Source organism: Rhodoligotrophos sp. CJ14 (assembly GCF_038811545.1).
Lineage (GTDB): Bacteria > Pseudomonadota > Alphaproteobacteria > Rhizobiales > Im1 > Rhodoligotrophos > Rhodoligotrophos ferricapiens.
In genome coordinates, this window is record NZ_CP133319.1 from 4193406 (window position 1) to 4218624 (window position 25219).

Genomic DNA, 25219 nt, shown 5'->3' on the forward strand with positions numbered 1-25219 from the left:
ATGAGTTTGCGTTCAGACACCGCAGTGGCGATCGCCGGGGTCGGGGAGACCGCGGTCGGCAAGCTGCCGGGACGGCATTCCACCAGCCTGTATATCGAGGCGGCCAAGCGCGCGATAGAGGATGCGGGGATCGATAAATCCGAGATCGACGGCCTTTTGACCACCGCTTCCGTGGTGGACGACAACGTCCGGCATCATATCGTGATTGCCGAGCATCTTGGCCTGTTCTGCAAGACCCTGTGCGATACTCTGCGCACCGGCGGTGCAGCTTTCGGTTATGCCCTGCAGCTTGCGCAATGGGCAGTTCAGTCGGGCCGCTGCCGCGCCGTGCTGGTGGTCTCCGCCGATAATCTGCTCACCGGCCCGGGTCAGGGGCAAGGCGTTACGGCCTATACTGAGCTAGGCGCCCACTCCCTCGAATTCGAGGTGCCTTATGGGGCGCATATCCCAGCCTTCTATGCGCTTGTGGCACAGCGGCACATGCATGAATACGGCACGACCCCCGAGCAGCTGGCAGCCATAGCGGTTGCCTGCCGCAAGCATGCCTCTCTCAACCCGGCGGCCCAGAAGCGCGAGCCGATCACTATCGATGACGTCCTCAACTCGCGCATGATCTCGACGCCCTTGCGGGTGCTCGACTGCAGCCTCATTTCCGATGGCGGCGGCGCCTTCATCGTCACCTCCCTCGAGCGCGCCCGCGATCTGAAGCAGAGGCCGATCCGCGTGCTCGGCACTGGCCAGGCGCAGTCCTACTATCACATGGGCCATCTTGCCGGCGGAATCGGCTTGCCCGCCGATCGCCACGGCGCCTTCAACCTGACCAATACGGTTCAGACCGTGGCTGCGCGGGATGTGTTTGCCGAAGCCGGCATCACTCACGCCGATATCGACGTGGCGCAGATCTACGACAGCTTCACGATCACGGCCTTGATGCAGTTCGAGGACCTCGGCTTCTGCAAGAAGGGAGAGGGCGGGGCGTTTGTGGAAGGTGGCCGTATCGAGCTCGGCGGTGAGCTTCCCGTCAATACCCATGGCGGCCTTCTCTCCTTTGCCCATCCCGGCATGCCCGGCGGCATTTTTCACGTGACCGAAGCGGTTCGCCAGCTCCGCCACGAATGTGGTGTGCGTCAGGTTCCCGATGCGCAAGTCGCCCTGGCCACCAGCGTCAGCGCGGTCGCGTCAAACCACTCCATCTGCCTCCTTGGAAGGGATTGATCGAAATGGTCGATGTCATGCCCACCATCCCGCCGCGCCCAACCGACATATCCAAGCCCTTTTGGGATGGCTGCCGGGATCATCGCCTGCTGATGCAGCAATGCCAGGACTGCCGCACCGTCACCTTCTATCCCGTCTATATGTGCCCGAGCTGCGCGAGTGAGCGCCTCGAATGGGTCGAGCTCAGCGGCCGTGGCCATGTGCACTCGGTGACGACCGTCCACCGTCCCTCGGCCCCGGCTTTTGCCCCGGCCGTCCCTTACGTGCTGGCGCTGATCGAGGTAGCCGAGGGGCCGATCATGATGAGCAATATTGTCGGACCCGATGCCTTGTCGACCCAGATCGGCGATGAGGTGGCCGTGGTGTTCGAGGATGTCGGCGAGGTCACTCTGCCGCGATTCCGGCGCGTGGGGGCCTGAAATGCAGACCTTCGTTGATCTCGCTGAGCGGGTGGCCCTTCGGGGAGATCACGTGCTGTCCTACGAGGGCCTGAGGTTTCGCGGCACCGATGTCGTTGCCGAAGCAAAACGCCTCGCCCGGGCGCTGCTGGCCGACGGCGTCCAGCGCGGCGATCGTGTGTGCGTCTGGCTCCCCAACGGGCCGGAATTCGTCTTGCTCGAGCTCGCCACCACCATCATCGGCGCGATCTTCGTGCCGATCCACAGCCGCTATGGCGCGGTCGAGCTTGGCAATATCCTGCAGCGCGCAAAGCCCGTGGCCTTGTTCTATCGCAAGAGCTTTCGCGATGTGGATTTCGAGACCATCCTCGAGAAGGCGCACCCTCCCGTCAGCTCCAGTCGCTTTGGCGATGGAAAGGGCCCGGTCCCTGAGCTGCGCCGGCTGGTCTCGCTCGATGGCAGCCGCTTCCCGGCAGTGGACGATTGGGCGCGCTTCCGCGAGCGCGCCGAGAAAACATCCGAGACCGCGCTCGATCGTGCGATGGCGCGCGTTGCACCCTCCGATCCGGCAATCTGCATCTTCACCAGCGGCACCACAGGCATGCCGAAGGGGGCGATGCTCAGCCACGGCGCCATCCTGTTCACCGAGCAGCATGTGGGCGACATTCTTGAGATCGCGCCAAAGGAGCGGGTTCTCTACGGGGCGCCAATGCCCTCCGTCTTCGGCTGCTGCAATGCGCTCGTCGCCAGTTGGACTCATGATGCCTGTTTCGTGCTGATGCCCACCTTCGATGCCGGCGAAGCGTTGAAAACGATCCAGCGCGAGGCATGCAACGTGATCTACGGCGTGCCCACCATGTTCCACATGCTGCTCAACCACCCCGATTTCGCGCCGGCCCGCACCCGCTCGCTCCGCTCCGGCATCGTCGGTGGCGCGCCCTGTCCGGTGACACTCGCCGATGCCATCGTGAACCGGCTCGGCGTGCGCCACCTGGTGAGCGGCTATGGCATGTCGGAAACTTGCGCGATCATGACCGCAACCCGGATCGGCGATACCCTCGAGGTCGTCACCGGCACCGTGGGCCGGCCTCTTCCCGATGTGGAGATAAGAATCTGCGGTCCAGACGCGATCGGTGCGCTGGGTGAGGAGCAGGAGGGCGAGATCTGCGTGCGTGGACGCAATCTCATGCTCGGCTATTTCAATGGCGAGCCAGAGCTTGCCAAGCCCTTCACCGAGGGCTGGTTCCGCACCGGGGATCTCGGCATGTTGCGCCGCGATGGCAATCTGCGCATCACCGGCCGCGTCTCCGACATGATCCTGGTGGGCGGCTTCAATGTCTATCCCGTCGAGATCGAGAACCTGCTCGCGAGACATCCTGATGTGATCCAGGCCTATGTGGTCGGCATTGAGGATGAGCGCTTGGGCGAACGCCCGGTCGCCTTCGTTCAGGCCCGCCCGGGAGCTGAGGTCGACCCGGATGAGCTCTCCAGGTTTTGCGTGGAAAACCTTGCGAAATACAAGCTCCCGGCCCGCTTCTTCATGGTCGAGAGCTTTCCGATGACACCCCTCGGCAAGGTGCAGAAGTTCGAACTCAAGAAGATCGCCAAACAAGCCATGGCATGATGGGAGGAAGAGATGAACTTGAAGCGGATCTTACTGGCGGCTGTGCTTGCCACGGCGCCTTCGGCCGTGATCGCGGATGATTTCGGCGTCACCGAGACGGCCATACGCATCGCGGTGCAGGATTCCCTCAGCGGTGCCTATTCGCAATATGGCGTGCCGAGCCTCAATGGCGTCCGCTATGTCTTCGACAAGGTGAATGCCGAAGGTGGGATCAACGGCCGTAAGATCGAGGTCGTTGCCGAGGATGACGGCTGCTCGCCCAAGCAATCGGTGGGGGTGGCAACCAAGCTTGCCTCCGAGCGCTCTGTGCTCGCGGTCATGGGGCTGACCTGCTCGGCGGCCGCGATCGCCGTGCGTGATACGGTGGCCCCCACGACGCCCATGCCGTTCATCTCCTTTTCCAGCGGCGGCTATACATCGAGCTCGCCCGACCTCGGCGGCCTGAAGGAGAATTTCTTTTTCATCACCCCCTCCGTTCACACCCAGGGCGGCGCGCTCGTGAACTTCGTCATGAATACGCTGAAGCCGCAGCGGGTCGCTTTCATCGGCCAGACCGATGTCTATGGCAAGGAAGGCCGTCAGGGTGTCGAGGCCATGCTCGCCGAATACGGCCAGAAGATCATCGCCGATGACACGATGGAGCCCCGCGGCACTGACGCAACCGCCCAGGTTCTGAAGCTGAAAGCGGCCAATCCCGATGTGGTGATCGCGTTCCTCTATCAGGTCCCGGCCCAGATCCTGCTCCGCCAGGCCAATGAGCTGGGCTTGAAGGCGACCATTGTCACCTCCGCCTCGGTGACTGATAGCAGCATCTACAAGTCGCTGCCCCCGGCGGCGCTTGAGAACTACTACGGAAGCATGATGGCAAAGGACGTGCTGGACAGCGCCAGAATGAAGCCGATCATGGATGATCTGCGCGCCCGCTATCCCGATGTCACCTTCAATCCCCTGGTCGTGTCCGGCATCGGCGCCGCCGAGCTCATGGTCGAGGCATTGCGCAGCCTCGGCAAGGACGTGACGCCCGAGAAACTCGCCAAGGCCATCGACCAGAGCAAGGATGTGAAGACCAGCGCGCTCAGCTATCCCGTGACCTTCACACCCGAGAACCACATGGGCGGGCGCGGGCTCGGCATCTACGAGATCAAGGACAATGCCGAGGTCCTCGCCATGCCGGGCTATTGGCCGGGAACGGAGAAAGCCTCCGAGCCCGTAGTGGCGAACTGATCCAATGACCCTCTCGATGCTGCCGCAGCTGATGGTTGCGGGCGTGGTCAGCGGATCGATCTATGCTCTGGTTGCCTTGGGTCTCGTCATCGTGTTCAAGGCAACCGGCGTGATCAATTTCGCCCACGGCACCATGATCATGCTCGGCGCCTATCTTGGTGTCACCGCCGCGGGCCCTCTCGGCCTCAGCTACCCCCTGGCGATCGTAGTGGCGGTCGCCGTGGTGGCGGTGATCGGGCTTGCCATCAACGAGAGCGTTTACCGGCCGCTGCTGACAGCACCTCATATCGTTCAGGTGCTCGCCACCCTGGCGATCGCCAATGTACTGAGCGGCTCGATCCATCTCCTCTGGGGGTCCAACAGCTATAGTTTCGCACCCAGCGAGCGGATGAGCCCCGTGATGGTCAACCCTCTCGTGATCACCGGCCAGCAATTGCTCATCGTGCTGAGTGCGATCGCGGCCATGGCGGCACTGGCGGCCTTCTTCCGCTGGACGCGATGGGGCAAGGCGATGCGGGCGCTTTCGCAAAACGAGCGCGGCGCCAATCTCTGCGGGATCAGCACCGGTAAGGTCTTCCGCATCGCGGTGACCACCGGCGCGGCATTCGGCGCCGTTGCCGGCGTGCTCTATGCGCCTTTGACCCTCGTGGATCCAAGCTTTGGCTGGCTTCTCATCAAGGGCTTTGCCGCCGCGGCGCTGGGCGGGCTTGCGAGCCTGCCGGGCGCTGTGGTGGGCGGCATCGTGCTGGGACTGTGCGAAAGCCTGTGGGTGGCGGTGCTGCCGGCGCTTTGGGCACCGAGCCTCAGCTATCTCATCATCATCGCGGTCCTGCTGATCAAGCCAACCGGCGTGTTTGGCACGCCTTCCGGCCAGAAGCTTTAGCCCTCGGGGAGCCATCATGATGCAGATTGCCGGCGAAACCGTACCCTGGAATTCGATACACGAGCTGTTGCGTGCCCGCGCGCTTGCCCATGGCGACAAGCCGCGCGTGGATATTGCGGGCACGGTGACCTCCTGGGGCGAGCTCGACCGGCTCTCCGACACCATGGCCGCGACCCTCCATGCCGGTGGTATCGGCAGGGGTGACCGCGTCTGCAGCATGATGGCGGGCCGCATCGAGCAGCTGATCACCTGGTTTGCCGCGGTGAAGCTCGGGGCCATATGGGTGCCGCTCAACACCGGGCTGATTGGCGATGATCTCGTCTACACCGTGCGGGATGCGGCCCCCAAGGTGCTCATCGTCGAGGCCGAAACGGCGGAGCGCTTCCGCAACTGGCCGGACGAGGTGCCCTTGCCCGCTGCGCGCTATTCGACGGAGCCCGCGCCGGGCTTTCGCTCCTGGCAGGAATTGCTCAGCGGGCGCTCAACCCCACCAGCGGTCACGGTCATGCCGAACGAGCCCGGCGTGATCATCTATACCGGCGGCACCACTGGCCGGCCGAAAGGCGTCGTGCTGCCTCATTTCGCATTCATCGCCGCCGGCTACCGCTTCCGCGATGCCTTCGACGTCACCCCTGATGATCACCAATTCTCGGTGCTGCCGCTCTTTCATGTGGGCGGCACCATGCTCGGCATCATGGGGCCGCTGGTGAGCGACATTCCAACGACCCTCGAGCGGAAATTCAGCGCGAAGAACTTCTGGCCGCGCGCGAGGGCGAGAGAGGCAACCCTCACCGATCCCGTGGGCACCATGGTGACCGTGCTCACCCAATTGCGGGAAAGTCCGGATGATCGCGCCCATCGCGTGCGTGCAGCGGTGGGTGTGACCGGGCAGGTGCCGCCCGATGTGGCGCCGACCTTCGAGCGCCGCTTCGGGGTGAAACTCGTCAACCTCTATTCACTCACCGAGGCCGGTGGCGTGCTCATCACCTATACCAAGCCCACAAGCGCCCGACCGGATGCCCATGGCGAGCCGGGGCGCTGGGCGGATTTCCGCATTGGCGACGCCTATGACCAGGAACTGCCGCCCGGAGAAATCGGCGAGATCCTGCTGCGGCCGCGCGTGCCCTACACCTTCATGCTGCGCTACCACAATGCCCCCGAGCGCACGCTCGAATGCTGGTCGAATTTCTGGCTGCACACGGGTGATCTCGGCCGCATCGATCAGGATGGCTTTCTGCATTTCGTCGGCCGCCAGGCTCACTGGCTGCGCTGCCGCGGCGAGAATGTCTCCGCATACGAGGTCGAGACGGTGGTCGCGCGCTGTCCCGGTGTCGCCGAGGTGGCTGTCGTCGGAGTGCCGTCTGAGCTCGGTGAGGAGGACGTGAAGGTGTTCGTCATCCCCGATCAGCAGCATGCGCTGACCCCGGAGGATATTGTTGCCTGGTGCCGCACTCGGCTCGCCAAGTTCAAGGTGCCGCGCTTCGTGGAGTTCGTCAGCGATTTCCCGCGCTCGGCTGCCAAGCAGGAGGTTGAGCGACACAAGCTGCGGGCGCTTCCGAACGACAAGGCCTGGGATGCGCAAAAGCCGGTGTCGGAGAAGAAAGGTCTTTCACAGTAATGCAGTCGCTTTTCTACGAGGACTTCCATGTCGGCCAGGTCTTTGAAAGCCCTGGTCGGACGGTCACCGACACCGACCTGTCCATGTTCTGCATGCTCTCCGGTGACTGGCATCCGGTTCACTCGGACGAGGAATACGCAAAGTCTACGCAGTTCGGACGGCGGATCGTCGGGGGCGTCTTTGGAATTGCGCTGGTTACCGGCGCGATGAGCCGTTGGGGAATCTTCGACGATTCCGTCATCGCCATGCTGTCGATCGATGATTGGCGCTTTCATGCACCTATTTTCATCGGCGACACCCTGATGGTGACGATGACCATCACAGAAAAGAGGCTGACAAGCAGCGGCCAGCTCGGGGTCATCGACCGACGTTTCGAGATCAGCAACCAGACCGATGCCCTCGTTCAGGAGGGCCGCTCGGCATGCCTGATCAAGCTGCGCGCGCACCACTGATCAATCATCAGGAATAGGGGAGGAAAAGATGAGGAAGGCACTGGCAATTGTCGTCGCGGCCATAGCCGCTTTCGGCTTTGGCGCATCCGCGCGCGCTGAAGAGCCGATCAGGATCGGCATTCTCAACGATCAATCAGGCCCCTATTCGGCAATCGACGGGCCGACCTCGGTGGATGCCGCCCGCATGGCGGTGGAGGATTTCGGCGGAACCGTGCTTGGCCGCAAGGTGGAGGTGGTCTCGGCCGACCATCAGAACAAGGCGGATGTCGGCTCGACCATCGCGCGCAAATGGTTCGACGTCGACGGCGTGACCGCCATTCTGGACGTGGCCGTGTCATCCGTGGCGCTTGCCGTGCAGGAACTGGCCCGCGAACGCAACAAGATCGTCATCTATTCCGGTGCGGGCACCTCCGATCTCACCGGCAAGGCCTGCTCGCCCACGAGCGTTCACTGGACCTATGACACCTATGCGCTCACCGCCGGCACCAGCCGAGCAATCGTCGGCCAAGGGGGTGACAGCTGGTATTTCATCAGCTCCGACAACGCCTTCGGCCAGGCCTTGCAGCGCGATTCGACCAAGGCGATCACCGCTGCCGGCGGCAAGGTGGTGGGCAGCGTGCTGCACCCCTACGGTACGCCGGATTTTGCAAGCTACATCCTCCAGGCGCAGTCATCGGGAGCAAAGGTTGTGGCCCTTGCCAATGCGGGCGAGGACACCAAGAACGCCATCAAGACCGGCACCAGCATGGGCATGACCGAAACCCAGCAGATGCTGGGGCTTCTGACCCTCTTGCCGGACGTGCATGGCCTCGGCCTCGATGCGGCCAAGGGGCTTCTCGTCACCGAGTCCTTCTACTGGAACATGAATGACGAGACCCGGAGCTGGTCTAAGCGCTTTTTCGAGCGCAACAACGTGATGCCCCATATGGTGCCGGCAGGCGTCTACGGCAGCGTCATGCACTATCTCAAGGCGGTGAAGCAGGCGGGCACCACCGAATCGGCTGTCGTGATGAAGGCCATGAAGGAGATGCCGATCAACGACTTCATGACCAAGAACGGGCACATCCGTGAGGATGGCCGTGTGCTCCGCGATTTCTACATCTTCCGCGTGAAAGCGCCCGATCAGGCAAAGGAGCCTTGGGACTATTACGAGCTTGTTGCGACCATTCCAGCCGATCAGGCCGCACGCCCCCTCGCCGAGAGTGAATGTCCGCTGATCAAGAACCAGTGACCCCTGGCAAGCTCGCCTCAGGCATAGGCGAGCTTGAGGATCGCGAGCGCATCCGCTTGCGTCTTCACGGGCCGGATATTCGCCTGCACGAAGGCATTGCCGAGGCTGGTCTCGGCAATGCGGCTAAGCGCCTCTTCCGGCACGTCGAGCTGCGAAATGCGTGTCGGAAGGCCGAGCCCGGCGATGAAGTCGCGCACCGCATCCGCCGCCTTCACGCCCGGCCGGTTGAATGCGGCTGCGATTTCCGCCTGCCGCTCGGACGACATTGGCTCGTTATAGGTCAGGACTGCCGGCAACAGCACACAGGAGGTGATGCCATGCGGAACACCTGCCACCGCTCCGAGCTGGTGACCGAGCCCATGGCTTGCACCATAAGGGACGCGGCCGATCGTCGATCCGGCAAGCCAGACCCCGAGCTGGCAATGATGACGCGCTGCAATACTATTGGGTTGGGCGTGCGATCCGCGAAGCCCCTCCTGCAAGAGCTTGAGGCCGCGCAGCGCGAGCGCATCGGTGAGCGGGGTCGCATCTCGCGACAGCACGGCCTCGATGCCGTGATCAACCGAGCGGATCCCCGTCGACAGCCACAGATCCGGTGGCGTCTCCGCGCCAAGCCATGGATCATAGACCACCACATCCGGCGCGAGCGTCTCGGACCGGAAGATATGCTTGATGCCGGTCGTCATGTCCGTTGCCCCGCCGATAATGCCGAACTCGGCCGCCGACAATGTGGTCGGCACCGCGATGATCGGCAGGGATCCAGGCTCGGGCAGGCGGCGCCCGCTCTGATCCCCGCGCAGACCGAGCAGGCCTTCCCTGTCCCTTTGTCCCGCGGCGATCGCAAGTCGGGCGATCTTGGCCGCGTCGATGGCGCTGCCGCCCCCGAACACCACGATCAGGTCCGGGTTGAGCCGGTCGATCGTTTCAACGAGGTCCAGCACGACCTCGAGCGGCGTGTGCGGCTTCAGCGCGCTGAATACCGGGCAGGTGGAGGAGCCGAGGCGAGCAAGCGTGTTCTGCACGGTCCGGTTGGCAAGAAGCGACGAGGTTACGACCGGCAGCACCCTACGTGCCCCACGCTCGGAGGCAAGGCGCGAAATCGCCTCCTCGGCATGACATCCATAATGGACGATCGGAAGACGGAACAGGTTGAGCATCCCGGCCCCAATGGCGGGATCAGCTTCGATCTTCGGTGGATTTGCGCTCAACTGCTGCCCTCCCATCATCCTGCACCGGGTGCACCCGCTACCGCGGTGTCCGATTTGCATTCGAACCTAACCTATTCTGGCGGCTGACAATAACCCGTGAGGTGATCACTTGCTAATGCTCATCCATGTCAAATCCCGATCTCGCCTTGAAGCTGCACGCGCCGTGCGGTCTCGAAAGGCCAGGTCATGAGCGGGCAACCCTTTTGGACCTTCGACCGCTTCGAGCCCGGCGCGCTGGTGGGAGAAAGCGAACTCGTACTCGATCGCGAGCAGATCCTGCGGTGGAAGCTCTTGTTTCCCGGCGAAAACCAGGCGGAGGCAGCCCCGCCGGGGCTTCTAATTGCCATGCTGATGAAGGGCTATATGCAAGTGATCGCATCGCGGCCACCCGGAAACGTGCATGCCGGACAAAGCCTCCGCTGGACCGGCGCGCGCGTGACTGAAGGTGCCCGCCTCAAAGCTCGCTTTCACTGTCTCGACAAGGAAATCCGGAAAGAGCGGCGCTGGCTTCACCTCTCCGCTGAGCTCTCCGCCGGTGGAACACCGGTCCTGTCCGGTGAGATGACCATGTTATGGGCGGCTTGAGGGGAGGGCGACAATGAACGCAACAGACCACGAATGGCCCAGGCAACTCGCTCCGGTGAGCCTCACCGCCAATGCAGAATCGATCGCGCTCTACGCGGAGCTCACCTCGGACTTCAACCCCATCCATCTCGATGCGGAATTCGCAGCGGGCACGCCGTTCGGCAAGCCCATTGCCCATGGCACCATGGTGCTCAATCTCGTCTGGATCTCGCTGAGTGAGACCTTTCCCCGCCTGGATTTGCCCTGGGCGGCTGAGATCCGCTTTCTCAAGCCCGTCAAGATTGGCGACACCGTGACGGCCAGCGGATTGCTCAGTGAGCAGCCGGGCCGCTACGAGGTGGCCGTGCGCAACGAGGCTGGCGATATCGTCCTTGCGGGATCTGTTCAGCTCGATGCCGCAGGCCGGGGGAGGAGCGAGGCATGACGGGCGCCTGGATTGCCGGTTTTGGACAGACCGACTTCGGCCGTCTTGAAGGCCGTGACACCCTCGATCTCATGTCGCAGGCAGCTGGCTTGGCTCTGGACAATGCAGGCTTTGCCAGGGAAGAAATCGATGGCCTGCTGACTGGCTACTCGACCGCGTTTCCCCACCTCATGCTTGCCAATCTCTTTGCCGAGCATTTCGGCCTCCTGCCCAGCTATTGCCATGGCATCCAGATGGGTGGCGCCACCGGTTGCGCGCTCATCATGCTGGGCAAGCTGCTGATCGAGGCCGGCCAGTGCCGTAACGTGCTGGTGGTCGCGGGCGAGAACCGCCTGAGCAATCCCGGCGGGCGCGACAGCGCAATCCAGACCTTGGCGCAGGTGGGCCATGCCGATTACGAAGTGCCCTATGGGGCAAGCATTCCCGCCTATTACGGTCTGCTCGCATCGAGCTATATGGATCGCTACGGTCTCACTGAAGCGGATCTGGCGGAGCTCGCGGTGCTGATGCGGGCGAATGCTGCCCTCAATCCGCAGGCTCATTTGCGCGAACCGATCACGGTGGCGGACGTCTTGAGCTCGCGCCCCATCGCGACACCGCTGAAACTGCTCGACTGCTGCCCGATTTCCGATGGCGGTACGGCCGTGCTGCTGACCGCTGATGAGAACCGCGCCAAGGGCATCCGGCTTGTGGCGGCGGGCCAGGCCCATTTGCACCAGCATGTCAGTGCGATCAGGGATATCAGCGACCTCGGGGCGTATCAGGCAGCACAGCGCGCCTTTGCTGGCTCCGGGCTGAAGACGGCCGATATCGAAATGGCCGGGATCTATGATTCTTTCAGCATCACCCTGGCGATCCTTCTGGAAGAGCTCGGTCTCTGCGGCAGGGGTCAATCAGGTGCCGCCGCGCGGGCGGGCCGCTTCGGGCCAAAGGGCGAGTTGCCACTCAACACCCATGGCGGTCTGCTCTCTTTCGGCCATTCCGGTGTGGCCGGCGGTATGGCCCATCTGATCGAGGTCGCGCGCCAGATGGCCGGGGAGGCGGGGGAGCGGCAAGTGCAGAAGCAGCCGAAGACAGGCTTCGTTCACGGCGATGGCGGCGTGCTCTCCGCGCATGTCAGCCTGCTACTGGCGAGAGGATAGGCTTTGATGAAAGCCCTTATGGACGAATATCGGCAATATGCCCGCGAGGGCAGGATTGCCTATCAGCATTGCGAGAGCTGCGGCCACGATCAGGCCTTCATCCGGCCCTTCTGCGCCAAATGCGGTGAGACGCACCTGGCCTGGAGGATGGCCGCCGGCAGCGGCAAGGTCGCCGCACTGTCGGTCGTGCACCGTGCGCCGACAGCGGATTATCGGGACAAGGTGCCTTATGCGATCGCCCTGGTCGATCTGGACGAAGGTTTGCGGATGATGGCGCATGCCCCGGTCGACCTTGAGATCGGTGACAGTGTCAAGCTCAAGCTTGAGCCGCAGGATGGCGCCTATCTCGCGCGCTGCCAACGCCTCTCGTCGAGAGCGTGAGGCGAGCCCACATGCTTGCCGGGCGATATCGATAGTCCTCAGCTCGGCTCGGCCTCCAATAGGACGGCGCTGTCCTTTGGCACGACGACCAGCACGGACTGCCCGACCTCGGCGCCCGGATTTGCGGTGGCTGAAGCGGTGATCATCTGGCCATCGCCGAGCTTGAGCTGATAGTCCGTATAGACGCCGCGATAGGTGATCCGTGCAAGCTCGGCGGGAAAGCTGAGGTCCTGAGGTCCGGGCGTTCCATTGATCCTCAGGTTCTCGCCGCGGATCGCCACCGCCGGTGGCTCAGCGAGCCGCGCTTGCGACGCCGGAACAGGCAGCCGGAACGCCGCGCAGGTAAAAGCACCATCGGCAATCCGGCCGGTGATCACGTTGCTGCCGCGGAAGAAATCCGCGACGAACTTGGTGCGCGGTCGCCGGAACAGGGCATGCGGCTCATCCACCTGTACCAGATGGCCGCGATTGAGCACCGCCACGCGGTCGCTCATGGTCAGCGCTTCTTCCTGGTCGTGGGTGACATAGACGAAGCTCGTTCCGGTGGCGCGCTGAATATCCTTGAGCTGTGCCTGCATCTCCCGTCGGATCTTTTCATCCAGCGCCGATAAGGGCTCGTCCAGGAGCAGAAGCCGCGGCCCCGGCGCGAGCGCCCGGGCGATGGCCACACGCTGTTGCTCGCCGCCGGAAAGCCGCGTGACCGGCCGCTGCTCGAAGCCCGGCAAGTTGACCAGCTCCAAGAGCTCCGACACGCGCTTGGCAATTGCGCCGCGGTCCATGGCCTTGCGCCGCAGCCCATAGCCGACGTTCTGCGCAACCGTCATATGTGGGAAATTGGCATATTGCTGAAACACCATGCCAAGCTCCCGCCGCCATGGCGGAAGCTCGGTCACGTCCTGGCCGCTGATCAGGATCCGGCCTGCATCTGGCTGTTCGAGCCCGGCGATCATCCGCAGCACGGTCGATTTGCCCGACCCGCTCGGACCCAGCATGGTGAAGAACTCGCCATTGCCCACCTGCAGGTCGACCCCGGCTGCTGTGACCAGCGCGCCGAACCTTTTTTCAACCTTGCTGACATGGAGAAGGGGTTGAGCTGCCATACGTCTCAAATCCCGGCGACAGAGACGGCCAAGGTGGTGCGCACTGCCTCCACCATCATCTCGAGGCTCATCGAGGCGAGATCCGCCCGCTGATGAAGCTCGAGCTGGCCCTGTTCGCTCAACTCGTCCAGCAGCTCGGCCACCTGCTGCGGCAGGTAGGGCAGATGCACGAAGCCGCAGTGGGCAGGATGGTCCACCTGTTCGCACGCACCCAACGCGCGATAGAGCGTCGTGTTGCAGAGAAATGTGCCGGCAGTGTCCGAGACGCGCGCCGGAATGCCTTTGCGGCGCAGCGCGATGATGATATCGCCAACGGGCAGCGTGACCGCACGGGCAACCGGCCCCCGCGCATCGACCGGATCGTCACGCATCAGGGTCCCGTCATTGTCGGGGATCTCAAAACTGGCGCGGTTCACCGCCACCCGTTCGAGCCGGATCATCGGCTCGCCCGGCCACAACCCGGTTGAGAGGACAACCGCCGGCCGGAACGTTGCGATCGCCTCCTCCAGCGGGTCCTTGGCCGCGGTGAACGAGCAGGGCAACAGCAGGCCGTGCACTGTCGCTCCCTCGATGCGGCTGCCATCGAGTGCCCGCAAGACCTCCGCGGATGGGTTGAGCTGCCGTCCGCCATAGGGCTGAAAGCCGGTCAGGAGAATATCGGCCATGATGTCGATCCTAGCTTTGCTGCTGCTTGCGGCCCAACCCGACCAGAACCAGGATGAGCAGCAGGGTGATGATGATGATCAGGCTCATCAGCGCATACATGTTCGGCGTGAGGCCGACCTGCTGATAGCGCGACCAGATGAAGGTCTGCACCGTGTTGTTGCCGCCCTGTACCACCGCCGTGCGCACTGTTTCGTTGAACGACAGGATGATGGAGAAGGTGGCGGCCCCGGTCAGGCCAGGAGCGATTTGGGGGAGCTCCACCTCACGGAACGCCTGCAGCCGGTTGGCCCCTGACGTATAGGCGGCCTCGAGATAAAGGGTATCGAAACCGGACATCACCGTGAGGATGATCAGGAAGGCAAACGGCAGCGCCCATAGGGTCTGCACCACGGCCATGGTGAACAGCGAGGGATCGATGCCGGTCAGCTTGAAGAACAGGCTGGTGGACACGCCCATGCTCACCCCGGGAATGAAGAGCGGCAGCAGGACTATGGTGATGATCAGTCGCGGCAGGCCGAAGCTGCGCACCGCCTGGGCTGCCGCCAGCCCGAGCAGCGGCGCGGCGATGCCGACGATCGCGGCGAGCAGCACCGAATTGGTGAGCGCGCTCACCAGGGTCGGATCGGCGCCGATTGCTGCGAAATTCTTGAGGGTTGCCGCCCCGGTCTGCGGGTCGCGTATGGCCAAGAGCAGCGGCGGCACGAGCGGCGCATAGAGGAAGAGCAGGACCACCGCAAGGCACAGCCACACGAGAAGGTGCACGCTTCCTCTCATGTCAGCGCCCCAGCACTTTGCCGAGGAACAGGCGCAAATCGAAGAACCTGAGCCAGAGCAGCAGCATGATCAGCATGCAGCCGACCACCACTGTCGACATGGCGGCGGCCATGGGATAGTTCAGCACGTCGAGCGAGCTGGTGATCGCATTGCCCATGAGCTGATAGCCGACCCCGCCCAGGATCTGCGACACGGCGACCTCACCAAAAGCGCCCACAAAGCCGAAAATGGCCGCCGCGAACACGCCGGGCAGCGAAAGGGGGAGCACCACCCGCAGGAAAGTTTGCAGCGGCGCTTCGCCCAGCATCCAGCTGGCCTCGATGAGGCGCCTGTCGATCGCGCTTAAGGAGAGCCAGATCGGATAGACCATGAATGGCATATAGGCGGCGATCAGTCCGAGATAGACAGCGAAATCGGAAAACAACAGCCAGTCGAGCGGCTCGTTGATCACGCCCGTGCCGAGCAGGAACTGGTTCACCGGTCCGGTGCGCCCGAGCAGATAGGCCCAGGCGAACGTCCTAATCACATAGTTCACGAGGAACGGAACTGAGAGCAGGAACAGGAAGATCCTGGTCTGGCTGGGCTTCAGCCGGAAGGTGATGAGATAGGCGACCGCATAGGCGATCAGCAGCATGATCAGGGTTGAGCTGATCGCCACGAAGAAGCTGCGCTTCAGTACGGAGAAGCGCGCGCCCTCAAAGAACAGCCCATAAGAGGTGAGGGTGAAGCCTGGCTGCATCCCGATCATCTTCCGCTCCCAGAAGCTGACGAGGAGCGTCAGCACCAGGGGCACGATGATGGCGAGCGCACAGAGCAGGACCGGCCCCGCGAGCAGGACCAGTGCTGCCGGATCACGACGCTTCACGGCAAGGCTCATCTCGACCTCGAGACCTCAAGCTGCCTTGAACCGCTGCCATTCCTCCTCATAGGTCTCGATATTGGTCGGCCAGCGCGCCTGCCAGGTGCCGCCGGCCTCGAATTTCTGCTTCACGCCCGCATCGATCTCGGCGATCCGCTTGGCGGTGGCCGCGTCGAACTTGTCGGACTTCGCAGCGAAAGCTGGCGCGTCCGGATTGGTCATGTAGCCGCGCAGGCTGGTGATCATCGCGCCATATTCTGGGCTCAGCATATAGTCGAGCAGCTGGTAGGAAGCCTCGATCTTGTCCGGCGACCGGTCGCCATTGACGAGATAGGCCGCCATGGCCCAGAGCAGATAGCCCTCTTTCGGTTTGGCATAGACCGCATCCACGCCTTTCGCCTTTGCCGCGAACACCATCGGCTCCCAGCAGTCCATCACGTAGACCTCCTGGTTGACCAACAGGTTCACCGCCTGCTCGAAGCTCGACCAGATGACCCGGAACTGACCTTCCTTTTTCTTCTCGATGAGGAAATCGACGACCTTGGCGATCTCCTCCTTGCTCATGTCCGAGGGATCTTTGATATCCGCAAGGCCTGCCGACTTCAGATAAAGCGCGGTCTTCTGGCCTGCAGTGGTGTAGTTGTCTTCCAGCGCGACGAAACCCTTGAACTTGGGGTCGAACAGCGCCCCGTAGGAATCGAGCGTGCCGCCGGTCTTTTCCGGCAGATAGGCGAAGGAATCGCCCTGCAGCACGGTCGGCACGCCATAGATCTTGCCGTCATAGCCGATGAAATCGAAGCCCTTGGAGCCCGGCTTGAAGAAATCGGCGATATAGGCGTTGTTCTGCCAATTCTTGAGTCGGCTCACATCGAGCGGCAGGATGAGCTCGTTCTCGACCAGCGGCTTCTGCATGCCGCCGACAATGTTGATGATGTCGTAGGACTGGCGACCGCCCCCGGCGATGAGCTGATTGAGCACGGCCGACGGGCCATTGCCGATCGACACCACATTGACGCTATTGCCCGTTTCTTTCGTATAGGTCGCCCAATCGCCATTCGGGTCACCGACCCCGATATCCGCCAGCGTCACCGTTTGACCCGCCGCCAGGGCCAAGCCCGGCCGCAGGCTGAGCGCTGCAGCGCCCATCGCTGCCGATGTAAGCAAGGTTCGGCGGCTCACCGCCTTCAGCATGATGGTCATGACACCCTCCCGTTCCCAAGGAACCCCTCGTCCGAGCATGATGATGGCGAAATGTCGATAACTTGTCGAGAAGTTGCTTCGAGCGTATCGACACTATAACGATGCCGCGGCCCGGGCCGCCTGATCGTAATAGCCGGAAAGCGTGCGCATCTGCGCGGCGATGCGCGACATGCTTGCTTCATCGAGCCCGAGCGATGCCACGGGTTGCACCAGCAAGGCCTCCCGAATGGCCTTGTAACGTTCACAGGCCTTGGTGCCGGCAGGTGTGGCGGAGATGAACTTCTCCTTCCCCTGGCGATGACTGCTCACGAATTTCAGCCGTTCGAGCTTCTTCACCGAATAGCTCACCACATGGGTATCCTCGATATTCAGCACGAAACAGAGATCCGCAAGGCGCTTCGCCTTGGAGCGGTGCTGCACGGAATGGAGCACAAGAACGTCGATGGCCGAGAGATCGGGCAGACCTGCCGCGGCCATCGCTCGCACCATCCATCGCTGGAAGGCATGTGAGACGAGAATCAGGCCAAACTCGAATTCCGAGAGCACCGGCAGGGCGCCGCTGGCCAGATGGGCTGACGAAACGATGGGGCCGGGAGCGGGTGAGGAAAGCGACACGTCGAGCGTCTCCGAATTGCGTTGAGGGGACCAGGTTCAACGATGTTGACAATATGCTGGCATTTTATCGATAAAACACGCAGCGTTGAATGCCACATTGATAATGGGAAAACGATGGCTTCGGGCAAGTGGGACTTCTGGATAGATCGCGGCGGCACCTTCACCGATATCGTCGCCCGCAGGCCCGATGGTACTCTTCTGCCTCACAAATTGCTGTCGGATAACCCGGAAGCTTATCGGGATGCCGCCATTCAGGGCATCCGTGAGCTCATGGGCGTAGGTCCTCGCGAACGCATTCCGTCGGAAAAAATCGCCACGGTGAAGATGGGAACCACGGTCGCCACCAATGCGCTGCTGGAGCGCAAGGGCGACCGCACGGTCCTCGTGACCAGCAAAGGGTTCGGCGATGCTTTGCGTATAGGTTATCAGGCCCGCGCTGATATCTTTGCCAAGAAGATCATCAAGCCCGACCAGCTTTACGAGCACGTGCTGGAGGTGGACGAACGCGTGCTGGCGGATGGGACAGTGGAGAAATCGCTGGACCTGCAGGCGGTCCGCCGGGACCTCGCAGCCATTTTTGCGCAAGGCATCCGCGCTTGCGCCATCCTGTTCATGCATGCCTACCGCTACCCCGAGCATGAGAAGGCGGTCGCGGCTGTAGCGCGCGAACTGGGCTTCACCCAGGTCTCGACGTCTCATGAGGTCAGCCCCCTGATCAAGCTGGTGGGCCGCGGCGATACCACGGTGGTCGATGCTTATCTCTCCCCGGTGCTGCGCCGCTATGTGGATCAGGTGGCATCCGAACTCGCAGTGGGCGATGACGAAAGCACCGCCCGGGTCATGTTCATGATGTCGTCCGGTGGCTTGACCGATGCGCGCCTGTTCCAGGGGCGGGATGCGATCCTCTCCGGCCCCGCCGGCGGTGTGGTCGGCTGTGTGGAAACGGCCCGTATTGCCGGCTTCGATAAGATCATCGGTTTCGACATGGGAGGCACCTCGACGGATGTGTCCCATTTCGACGGCACCTTCGAGCGCACGCTGGAGAGCGAGGTGGCCGGTGTGCGCATGCGCGCTCCCATGATGCTGATCCACACGGTGGCCGCCGGAGGCGGCTCGATCCTGCATTTCGATGGCGCCCGCTTCCAGGTTGGTCCGGACAGCGCCGGCGCCAATCCCGGCCCGCGCTGCTATCGCCGTGGCGGGCCGCTGGCGGTGACCGATGCCAATGTGATGGTCGGCAAGCTCGATCCGCGCTTTTTTCCGGCGATCTTCGGGCCGGAGCGCGACCAGCCGCTCGATGCGGAGGCGGTCGCCCAAGCCTTTGCCGAGCTTGCGTCCCGCGTGGGCGAGGGGGCAACGCCGGAATCGGTGGCCGACGGCTTCATCCGTATTGCGGTGGAGAACATGGCCAATGCCATCAAGAAAATCTCGGTGCAGCGCGGCTATGACGTCACTGAATATGCCCTGCAATGCTTCGGTGGCGCCGGGGGCCAGCATGCCTGCCTGGTGGCCGACACGCTGGGCATCAAGACGGTGATGATCCACCCTCTGTCGAGCCTGCTCTCGGCCTATGGCATGGGTCTCGCCGATATCCGCGCGACCCGGCAGCGCACCGTCGAGGCACCGCTCGACGTGAATGGGCTTGCTGCCGCCACCCGCACCCTGGACGAGCTGGCGGCCGATGCGCAACGAGAGCTGCTGGATCAACGGGTTCCGGCCGACGACATCGTCCTCCACCGCCGCGCCCATATCCGCTATGCCGGCACGGATACGTCACTCGAGATCGAGTTCGGCGCCATCCCCGAGATGACGGCGCGATTCGAGGCCGCGCACCGCTCCCGTTTCGGCTTTATCGATGAGACCCGGGCGCTCAGCATCGATGCGGTCTCCATCGAGGCGGTCGGTGGCGGCGGCGCCGCTGACGAGCCGGATCTGCCGGTGACGCCGACTGAGCCTTCTCCCTCGGCTCTAACCCGCTTCTTCTCGCAAGGGGCTTGGCACGAGGCGCCGGTCTTCATCCGCAACAAGCTCGCACCCGGTGTTCGGCTGGCGGGCCCGGCGCTTTTGATCGAGCCGCATCAGACCATCGTGATCGAGCCCGGCTGGCGTGCCGAGATCACCGTGAAGAACCACGTGATGCTGCACCGGACGCAAGCCGCCCGCATCGCGCCGGCCGTGGGCACCAAGGCCGATCCGGTGATGCTGGAAGTGTTCAACAACCTCTTCATGTCCATCGCCGAGCAGATGGGCGTGACGCTCCAGAACACCGCCTATTCCGTGAACATCAAGGAGCGGCTTGACTTCTCCTGCGCCGTGTTCGACGCGCAAGGTCAGCTCGTTGCCAATGCGCCCCATATGCCCGTCCATCTGGGCTCCATGGACCGGTCGGTTGAAAGCGTCATCGCCGCCCATAAGGGCCAGATCAGACCCGGCGATGTCTATGCCATCAACGCGCCCTATAATGGCGGCACCCATCTGCCCGACATCACCGTCGTAACCCCGGTCTTCGACGCGGCCGACAAGGAGATCCTCTTCTTCGTGGCCTCACGCGGCCATCACGCCGATGTGGGCGGCATCGCGCCGGGCTCCATGTCGCCGCGCGCGACGACCATCGAAGAGGAGGGGGTCTATATCGACAACTTCAAGCTGGTCGATCGCGGCCGGTTTCGGGAACAGGCTCTGAATGAGCTACTGCTTGGGGCGAAATACCCCGTCCGCAACCTCGTGCAGAACGTCAATGACCTGAAGGCGCAGATTGCCGCCAATGAGAAAGGCGTAGCCGAGCTGCGCCGGATGATCGATCATTTCGGCCTTGATGTGGTGCAGGCCTATATGGGCCATGTGCAGGACAATGCGGCCGCGAGCGTGCGGCGGGTGATCGACAGCCTGAAGGATTCCGCTTTCGAATACGAGATGGACCAGGGTTGCGTCATCCGGGTGAAGATCGCGATCGACCGCGATCGGCGCGAAGCGACGGTCGATTTCACCGGCACCTCGCCCCAGCGCGACGATAATTTCAACGCACCCGAACCGGTGACCCGCGCCGCTGTGCTCTACGTGTTCCGGGTGATGGTCGAGGGCAATATCCCGATGAATGCGGGATGCTTGCGGCCGATCAACGTCGTCATCCCGCAAGGATCTATGCTATCGCCCCGCTATCCCGCTGCGGTGGTGGCCGGCAATGTCGAGGTGAGCCAGGCAGTGACCAACTGCCTGTTCGGCGCGCTGGGTGCTATGGCGGCCGCCCAGGGCACGATGAACAACCTGACCTTCGGCAACGAGACCTACCAATATTACGAGACCATCTGCTCCGGCGCGCCCGCGGGCCCTGGCTTCAATGGGGCGGATGCAGTGCACACGCATATGACCAATTCGCGCCTCACCGATCCCGAGGTGCTGGAGCTACGCTACCCCGTGGTATTGGAGGACTTCCATATCCGGCGCGGCTCGGGCGGTCGCGGCAAGTGGCATGCGGGTGACGGCACGTCCCGCACCATCCGCTTCCTCACCCGCATGGACTGCGCCATCCTCTCAGGCCATCGTCGGGTTCGCCCATTCGGACTTGAGGGCGGTGAGCCCGGCCAATGCGGCGAGAACCTGGTCCGTCGCAAGGATGGACGGATCGAACGCCTCATTGGTGCGGATCAGACCGTGCTCGATGCGGGTGACGCGATCATCATCAAGACGCCGACCGGCGGCGGCTTCGGGCCCGCCGAGTAGGCGCCGATTTGGACCTTCGCGATGGAACACCAAGAACACGAGCGGCGCGCACGGCGTCCTCTCGTCATCCGCAACGCCACCGCCGAGGATGAGCCCTATGTCATTGCCCTGTGGCGCGCCGCCAATCTGGTGACGAGCTATAACGATCCCTCAAAGGACTTCCACTTTGCCCGCGCGAAGGAAGGCTCTGACATTCTGGTGGGGCTCGATGCGCAAGGATCCATTGTCGGCAGCGTGATGGTCGGCCATGACGGTCATCGTGGCTGGATCTATTACCTCGCCTCCGATCCAAGCCATCGCAACCAAGGCATCGGCCGCTCCATGGTCGCGGCTGCGGAGCAATGGCTCAAGGACAGAGGCGTCGTGAAGCTCATGCTGCTGGTGCGCGAAACCAACACGCAGGTGATCGATTTCTACGAGCATCTCGGCTTCGAAGCCATTCCGCGCGTTATCATGCAGAAATGGCTTCAGGACGATGCTTGAGCATTAGCGGAAACGCTCTAAGAAGTCTTAGAACCCCTTGCAGCCGGTCTCTGCGACCTCGACCTTCACTGCATCCCACGGCAGTGCCTCGATCACCTTCCATCCGATGGCCGCACCATAACGCGATCCATCGAGCTTGGCCGCCTCTGCCACATAGGTGCCGACGGTGCCCTGGTGATCCTCCTTGCGAATGGCAAGGTGGCCGGTGACGGTGTCGACCTCGGTTGCCTCGAGCGCGGCGATGATGGCATCCGTATCGAGCGAGTCCGCCTTATCGAGTGCCGCCAGCAGCAGCCGCATCCCGGCATAAGCCTGAATGGCCTGAGGACCAGGCACTCGCTGATAGGCCGCGTAGTATTCATCAACGAACTTTTTCAGCGCCGGGTTCTGGTCCTCATACATCCACGAGCCGAACAATCCCCCGGTGATCAGCCCCTCTGCCTGATCGCCCAAGGCCTGCAGCATCGAATCGGGCATGCCCAGCGGCGGCAGCATGAAATCCTTGATTCCGAAGCTGCGGGCCTGGCGAATGAAAGCCGGCATGTCATCGCCAACCGCAAGCGCGAGATAGATCGCATCGGCACCGCTCGCCTGGATCTGCGAGATCGCCGATGACCAATCCGCCGTGCCCAGCGGCCGCCCCGCCTCACCAACGATGGTGATGCCCGGGATCTTGGCGAATTGCTCCTTGTTGCTCTTGCCCCAGACGAAGTCGTGGAACACCACGAACCACTTCTTCTGCAACAGGTCCGGTCGCGCCTTGGTCAAGAGCTTGTTGCCATTGGCCATCATCGCGTCATTGGGATTGGTGCGGAACACGAAGCGGCTGCATTGCTCGCCCGTCACCTGCACCGCCTGCGAATTGGTCGTGAGGATCGGCACGTTGAGCCGCGGCGCCTGTGCCGTGAGCCCCAGCACGCCTGCACTGCTCGCGCCGCCGACCAATGCCTTTACCTCATCTTCGAGAACCAGCTTCTGGGCTTTCTGAAGCGTGGCGGCGGCATCGGCCCGGTCGTCCTCGACCACGAGCTTGACCGGCTGGCCCTTGATGGTCGGCGCATCCTTGATCGCGAGCTCATAGCCGTTGCGCATGTCGATGCCCAGCGGGGCCAAAGGGCCGGTGAGCGGCACGATGGCCCCCAGCACCACATCCTCTGCCCAGGCATCAGCGCTTGGCGTCATCAATGCTGCCGATGCCAACGCGAAGGCGCCAACGGCGCGCCCTATCCATGATCCTGTCTTTGCCTGTCTCATGAACCTTTCCTCCCATAGCTTCGTTCGGCGCGCGCGGAATCACGCCGGGCGCCGGGTCATTCTGAAAAGCTTGTCCTGTGCGAGAACTGCCCGGGTCGTGGTGCCAAAAACGGCGATGCCCTCCGGCAGCAGCCGCACGCGCTGCTCGCGCACGAAATCGTCCTGCAGCTTGTCACCGGCGCTGCGCAGCGCCAGCGTGACCTTGGCACCCCCTGGCCGTGAACGCAGAACCGAATCGCAGATATCCTCGAGCTGCTGCAGTCCTTCCGCATCGCTCTCGGCAAAGTCCATGATCGAGCCCATCTCGACATAGACGATGATGCTGTCGAGATTGCCGTCATCCTTGAGAAGATTGATGACGTCCTCGAGAATATAGCGTTCGCCCTCTTTCAGGCCCCAGACGGGAATGTCGATGGGATTGGCGACACTGGTGCCGGGAATGCCGAAGCGGACGAGACTTGCCGCGGTCTTCTCCGCCAGCGGCGGAATGGTGAGCCCGGCCCGTGCAGCCGCATCCGACGTGGTGACGCTCACCCCGCCGCCGGAGCCGAAAATGCCCAGCCGGTTGCCCCTGAGCTCCCCATGGGCGCTGAAGATCAAGAGCGCATCGAGCAGGGCATCGACCGTGTCGACCTGCAAAATTCCCGACTGTCGAACCGCTGCATCCCACAGCACCGCATCCGTGGCGAGCGCCGCCGTATGGCTGCTTGCTGCTATGACACCCTGGCTCGTCGTCCCGCCCTTGAGCATGACGATCGGCTTGCTCGCCCGTTCGGCGATACGGAAGAACAGGGCGGGATCGCGAATGGTCTCCACATAGAAGGCCGTGAGCTGGGTTGCGGGATCATCCTCGCAGAACAACAGATAATCGATCGGATCAAGGTCGAGGCAATTGCCGGCTGACAAGACCCGTCCCACCGGCAAGCCCATGATCTTGGCACGGCGGATGACATCGCCCGCGAATGTGCCGCTCTGTGAGATGAATGTTATGTTGCCAGGCTTATTTGGGCAGTTGCGCGGGGACCCGAACGACATGCGCGCCGAAGCTGAGAAGGTGCCGATGCAATTCGGCCCCACCATGCGCAGGGATTGGCCATGAAGCGTCTCGGCGATCTCGCGTTCCAGCGATTTACCGGCATCGCCCCCGCTTTCGCTCGACCATTCGGAAAACCCGGCGGTGAGCACCTGCGCGACCTTCACCCCCTTGCGCGCCGAGGCGGCGAGCACTTCCGGCACATGCTCCGCCTTGACCATCACATAAGTCCGATCAACCGGACCCGGAATGGCTTCAACCGAAGGATAGGCCTTGAGTCCGAGGATTTCCGTTGCGGTCGGATGAATGGGATAGATCGGCCCCTTGAAGCCGAATTCCTGATGATACTTGATGATGCGATAGCCGAGCTTGTCCGGCTGGGCTGATGCGCCCACCACCGCGATCGCCTTGGGATCAAACAGCGCATCAAGGCCCGCAAGCCGTGCCCGCCTGAGCTCGATCTGCTCCCTCAAATCGGCGGATGACCCGCGACGTCCCTCGTCAGCCAGATGGATCACCGCATCCGCGGCAACCGCCCCGTCACCGTTGACGATCACCGGATTGATGTCGAGCTCGCGGACGCCTTCGCGCTCGATCAGTCCGCCCGGTCCGGCAATCGCCATGAGATATTTGGCGAGCCTCACCTGCGCAGATGCGGGAAGCGCTTTGCCGAAGGCTTCCTCGATCAGCGCGCCAGCTTTATCCTCATTGAGCGGCGCCAGCGCGGCTGCGGGCCGTGTGCCCCGTTCCACATTGCCGCCGCCATAGCCGACCAGCACGACCGGCCCGAACTCCGCATCGAGGCGCGCGCCAAGGAAGACCTCCAGGCCGGGCGGCAGCATCTCCTCGACCAGCACCCCCTCGATCGGGGCGCCGGGCTGTGCCGCCGACACCGCCTTGACGATCCGCTCATACGCGGCGGCGGCAGTGGCTGGCGAGACATCGAGCACGACGCCACCCACGGCTGCCTTGTGAACGATGGCGCTCGAGACCACCTTCAGCGCGGCCGGCCCGTCGAGTGCCACAACATGAGCGTGAGCCTCCTCGGCACTGCGGGCGATTGTCGGATTGGTGGTGGTGATCCCATACCGTTTGAGCAGGGATTTGGCATCGCGTTCATTCAGCATGGG

At 63.0% G+C, this 25219-nt stretch carries 23 protein-coding genes; 14 read left to right on the top strand and 9 right to left on the bottom strand.

Going from position 1 to position 25219, the window contains the following annotated elements:
• Genes RCF49_RS19550 through RCF49_RS19585 form a run of 8 tightly spaced genes read left to right on the top strand, consistent with a single transcriptional unit; the run spans position 1 to position 8645 of the window.
• Positions 1–1215 carry a thiolase family protein gene (locus RCF49_RS19550; protein ID WP_342641458.1) on the top strand — a complete coding sequence of 405 codons (1215 nt, stop codon included), beginning with the start codon at positions 1–3 and terminating at the stop codon, positions 1213–1215.
• 5 nt (positions 1216–1220) lie between these two features.
• Complete coding sequence (locus RCF49_RS19555; protein WP_342641459.1) at positions 1221–1634, top strand: Zn-ribbon domain-containing OB-fold protein; 414 nt, start codon at positions 1221–1223, stop codon at positions 1632–1634.
• A gap of 1 nt (position 1635) precedes the next feature.
• The gene (locus RCF49_RS19560; protein ID WP_342641460.1) at positions 1636–3237 is read left to right on the top strand and encodes a class I adenylate-forming enzyme family protein; all 1602 of its coding nucleotides are present in this window, start codon (positions 1636–1638) and stop codon (positions 3235–3237) included.
• 12 nt (positions 3238–3249) lie between these two features.
• Complete coding sequence (locus RCF49_RS19565) at positions 3250–4461, top strand: ABC transporter substrate-binding protein (protein ID WP_342641461.1); 1212 nt, start codon at positions 3250–3252, stop codon at positions 4459–4461.
• A 4-nt stretch (positions 4462–4465) separates the two neighbouring features.
• A complete protein-coding gene (locus RCF49_RS19570; RefSeq protein ID WP_342641462.1) occupies positions 4466–5344 on the top strand; it encodes a branched-chain amino acid ABC transporter permease in 879 nt (292 codons plus the stop codon).
• A gap of 16 nt (positions 5345–5360) precedes the next feature.
• Entirely contained in the window at positions 5361–6962 is a 1602-nt protein-coding gene (locus RCF49_RS19575; protein ID WP_342641463.1) for an AMP-binding protein, read from the top strand.
• On the top strand, positions 6962–7414 hold the full coding sequence (locus RCF49_RS19580; RefSeq protein WP_342641464.1) for a MaoC/PaaZ C-terminal domain-containing protein: 453 nt from the start codon (positions 6962–6964) through the stop codon (positions 7412–7414). The genes RCF49_RS19575 and RCF49_RS19580 overlap by 1 nt, the downstream gene beginning before the upstream one ends.
• A gap of 28 nt (positions 7415–7442) precedes the next feature.
• Positions 7443–8645, top strand: a complete 1203-nt coding sequence (locus RCF49_RS19585; RefSeq protein ID WP_342641465.1) for an ABC transporter substrate-binding protein — start codon at positions 7443–7445, stop codon at positions 8643–8645.
• 17 nt (positions 8646–8662) lie between these two features.
• Here RCF49_RS19585 and RCF49_RS19590 read toward each other — a convergent pair whose 3' ends face one another.
• Positions 8663–9853 (bottom strand): iron-containing alcohol dehydrogenase, encoded by a 1191-nt coding sequence (locus tag RCF49_RS19590; protein WP_342641466.1) that lies wholly within the window; start codon positions 9851–9853, stop codon positions 8663–8665.
• 186 nt (positions 9854–10039) lie between these two features.
• Here RCF49_RS19590 and RCF49_RS19595 point away from each other — a divergent pair, with 186 nt between their 5' ends.
• The 4 genes from RCF49_RS19595 to RCF49_RS19610 are packed head-to-tail and all read left to right on the top strand — an operon-like array spanning position 10040 to position 12385.
• Positions 10040–10438, top strand: coding sequence for a hypothetical protein (locus RCF49_RS19595; RefSeq protein ID WP_342641467.1), 399 nt, complete (start codon positions 10040–10042; stop codon positions 10436–10438).
• Positions 10439–10451: 13 nt separating this feature from the next.
• A complete protein-coding gene (locus RCF49_RS19600) occupies positions 10452–10862 on the top strand; it encodes a MaoC family dehydratase (RefSeq protein WP_342641468.1) in 411 nt (136 codons plus the stop codon).
• Positions 10859–12004 (top strand): thiolase family protein, encoded by a 1146-nt coding sequence (locus tag RCF49_RS19605; RefSeq protein WP_342641469.1) that lies wholly within the window; start codon positions 10859–10861, stop codon positions 12002–12004. Before RCF49_RS19600 ends, RCF49_RS19605 begins: the two co-directional genes overlap by 4 nt.
• A gap of 6 nt (positions 12005–12010) precedes the next feature.
• Positions 12011–12385: a Zn-ribbon domain-containing OB-fold protein gene (locus tag RCF49_RS19610; protein ID WP_342641470.1), complete on the top strand. Its 375-nt coding sequence runs from the start codon at positions 12011–12013 to the stop codon at positions 12383–12385.
• 38 nt (positions 12386–12423) lie between these two features.
• On the opposite strand, the gene RCF49_RS19615 is transcribed toward RCF49_RS19610, so the two are convergent.
• The 6 genes from RCF49_RS19615 to RCF49_RS19640 form a co-directional block, all read right to left on the bottom strand.
• Positions 12424–13485 carry an ABC transporter ATP-binding protein gene (locus tag RCF49_RS19615; protein WP_342641471.1) on the bottom strand — a complete coding sequence of 354 codons (1062 nt, stop codon included), beginning with the start codon at positions 13483–13485 and terminating at the stop codon, positions 12424–12426.
• Positions 13486–13490: 5 nt separating this feature from the next.
• The gene (locus tag RCF49_RS19620) at positions 13491–14150 is read right to left on the bottom strand and encodes a pyroglutamyl-peptidase I (protein WP_342641472.1); all 660 of its coding nucleotides are present in this window, start codon (positions 14148–14150) and stop codon (positions 13491–13493) included.
• Between the two features lie 10 nt (positions 14151–14160).
• Complete coding sequence (locus tag RCF49_RS19625; RefSeq protein WP_342641473.1) at positions 14161–14913, bottom strand: ABC transporter permease; 753 nt, start codon at positions 14911–14913, stop codon at positions 14161–14163.
• A gap of 13 nt (positions 14914–14926) precedes the next feature.
• Complete coding sequence (locus RCF49_RS19630) at positions 14927–15802, bottom strand: ABC transporter permease (protein WP_342641474.1); 876 nt, start codon at positions 15800–15802, stop codon at positions 14927–14929.
• A gap of 15 nt (positions 15803–15817) precedes the next feature.
• Positions 15818–16984, bottom strand: a complete 1167-nt coding sequence (locus tag RCF49_RS19635; protein ID WP_342641475.1) for an ABC transporter substrate-binding protein — start codon at positions 16982–16984, stop codon at positions 15818–15820.
• Positions 16985–17077: 93 nt separating this feature from the next.
• Positions 17078–17599: a winged helix DNA-binding protein gene (locus RCF49_RS19640; protein ID WP_342641476.1), complete on the bottom strand. Its 522-nt coding sequence runs from the start codon at positions 17597–17599 to the stop codon at positions 17078–17080.
• A 114-nt stretch (positions 17600–17713) separates the two neighbouring features.
• Here RCF49_RS19640 and RCF49_RS19645 point away from each other — a divergent pair, with 114 nt between their 5' ends.
• Positions 17714–21319 carry a hydantoinase B/oxoprolinase family protein gene (locus RCF49_RS19645; protein WP_342641477.1) on the top strand — a complete coding sequence of 1202 codons (3606 nt, stop codon included), beginning with the start codon at positions 17714–17716 and terminating at the stop codon, positions 21317–21319.
• 21 nt (positions 21320–21340) lie between these two features.
• A complete protein-coding gene (locus tag RCF49_RS19650; RefSeq protein ID WP_342641478.1) occupies positions 21341–21802 on the top strand; it encodes a GNAT family acetyltransferase in 462 nt (153 codons plus the stop codon).
• 27 nt (positions 21803–21829) lie between these two features.
• Here the strand turns inward: RCF49_RS19650 and RCF49_RS19655 are convergent, their stop codons facing one another.
• Positions 21830–23056: an ABC transporter substrate-binding protein gene (locus RCF49_RS19655; protein ID WP_342641479.1), complete on the bottom strand. Its 1227-nt coding sequence runs from the start codon at positions 23054–23056 to the stop codon at positions 21830–21832.
• Positions 23057–23095: 39 nt separating this feature from the next.
• Positions 23096–25216 carry an acetate--CoA ligase family protein gene (locus RCF49_RS19660; RefSeq protein WP_342641480.1) on the bottom strand — a complete coding sequence of 707 codons (2121 nt, stop codon included), beginning with the start codon at positions 25214–25216 and terminating at the stop codon, positions 23096–23098.
• Positions 25217–25219: the final 3 nt, after the last annotated feature.

Coding starts and splice junctions, on each gene's coding strand:
- RCF49_RS19550 (WP_342641458.1), top strand. CDS start 1: ATGAGTTTGCGTTCAGACACCGCAGTGGCGATCGCCGGGGTCGGGGAG.
- RCF49_RS19555 (WP_342641459.1), top strand. CDS start 1,221: ATGGTCGATGTCATGCCCACCATCCCGCCGCGCCCAACCGACATATCC.
- RCF49_RS19560 (WP_342641460.1), top strand. CDS start 1,636: ATGCAGACCTTCGTTGATCTCGCTGAGCGGGTGGCCCTTCGGGGAGAT.
- RCF49_RS19565 (WP_342641461.1), top strand. CDS start 3,250: ATGAACTTGAAGCGGATCTTACTGGCGGCTGTGCTTGCCACGGCGCCT.
- RCF49_RS19570 (WP_342641462.1), top strand. CDS start 4,466: ATGACCCTCTCGATGCTGCCGCAGCTGATGGTTGCGGGCGTGGTCAGC.
- RCF49_RS19575 (WP_342641463.1), top strand. CDS start 5,361: ATGATGCAGATTGCCGGCGAAACCGTACCCTGGAATTCGATACACGAG.
- RCF49_RS19580 (WP_342641464.1), top strand. CDS start 6,962: ATGCAGTCGCTTTTCTACGAGGACTTCCATGTCGGCCAGGTCTTTGAA.
- RCF49_RS19585 (WP_342641465.1), top strand. CDS start 7,443: ATGAGGAAGGCACTGGCAATTGTCGTCGCGGCCATAGCCGCTTTCGGC.
- RCF49_RS19595 (WP_342641467.1), top strand. CDS start 10,040: ATGAGCGGGCAACCCTTTTGGACCTTCGACCGCTTCGAGCCCGGCGCG.
- RCF49_RS19600 (WP_342641468.1), top strand. CDS start 10,452: ATGAACGCAACAGACCACGAATGGCCCAGGCAACTCGCTCCGGTGAGC.
- RCF49_RS19605 (WP_342641469.1), top strand. CDS start 10,859: ATGACGGGCGCCTGGATTGCCGGTTTTGGACAGACCGACTTCGGCCGT.
- RCF49_RS19610 (WP_342641470.1), top strand. CDS start 12,011: ATGAAAGCCCTTATGGACGAATATCGGCAATATGCCCGCGAGGGCAGG.
- RCF49_RS19615 (WP_342641471.1), bottom strand. CDS start 13,485: ATGGCAGCTCAACCCCTTCTCCATGTCAGCAAGGTTGAAAAAAGGTTC.
- RCF49_RS19620 (WP_342641472.1), bottom strand. CDS start 14,150: ATGGCCGATATTCTCCTGACCGGCTTTCAGCCCTATGGCGGACGGCAG.
- RCF49_RS19630 (WP_342641474.1), bottom strand. CDS start 15,802: ATGAGCCTTGCCGTGAAGCGTCGTGATCCGGCAGCACTGGTCCTGCTC.
- RCF49_RS19635 (WP_342641475.1), bottom strand. CDS start 16,984: ATGACCATCATGCTGAAGGCGGTGAGCCGCCGAACCTTGCTTACATCG.
- RCF49_RS19645 (WP_342641477.1), top strand. CDS start 17,714: ATGGCTTCGGGCAAGTGGGACTTCTGGATAGATCGCGGCGGCACCTTC.
- RCF49_RS19650 (WP_342641478.1), top strand. CDS start 21,341: ATGGAACACCAAGAACACGAGCGGCGCGCACGGCGTCCTCTCGTCATC.
- RCF49_RS19655 (WP_342641479.1), bottom strand. CDS start 23,056: ATGAGACAGGCAAAGACAGGATCATGGATAGGGCGCGCCGTTGGCGCC.
- RCF49_RS19660 (WP_342641480.1), bottom strand. CDS start 25,216: ATGCTGAATGAACGCGATGCCAAATCCCTGCTCAAACGGTATGGGATC.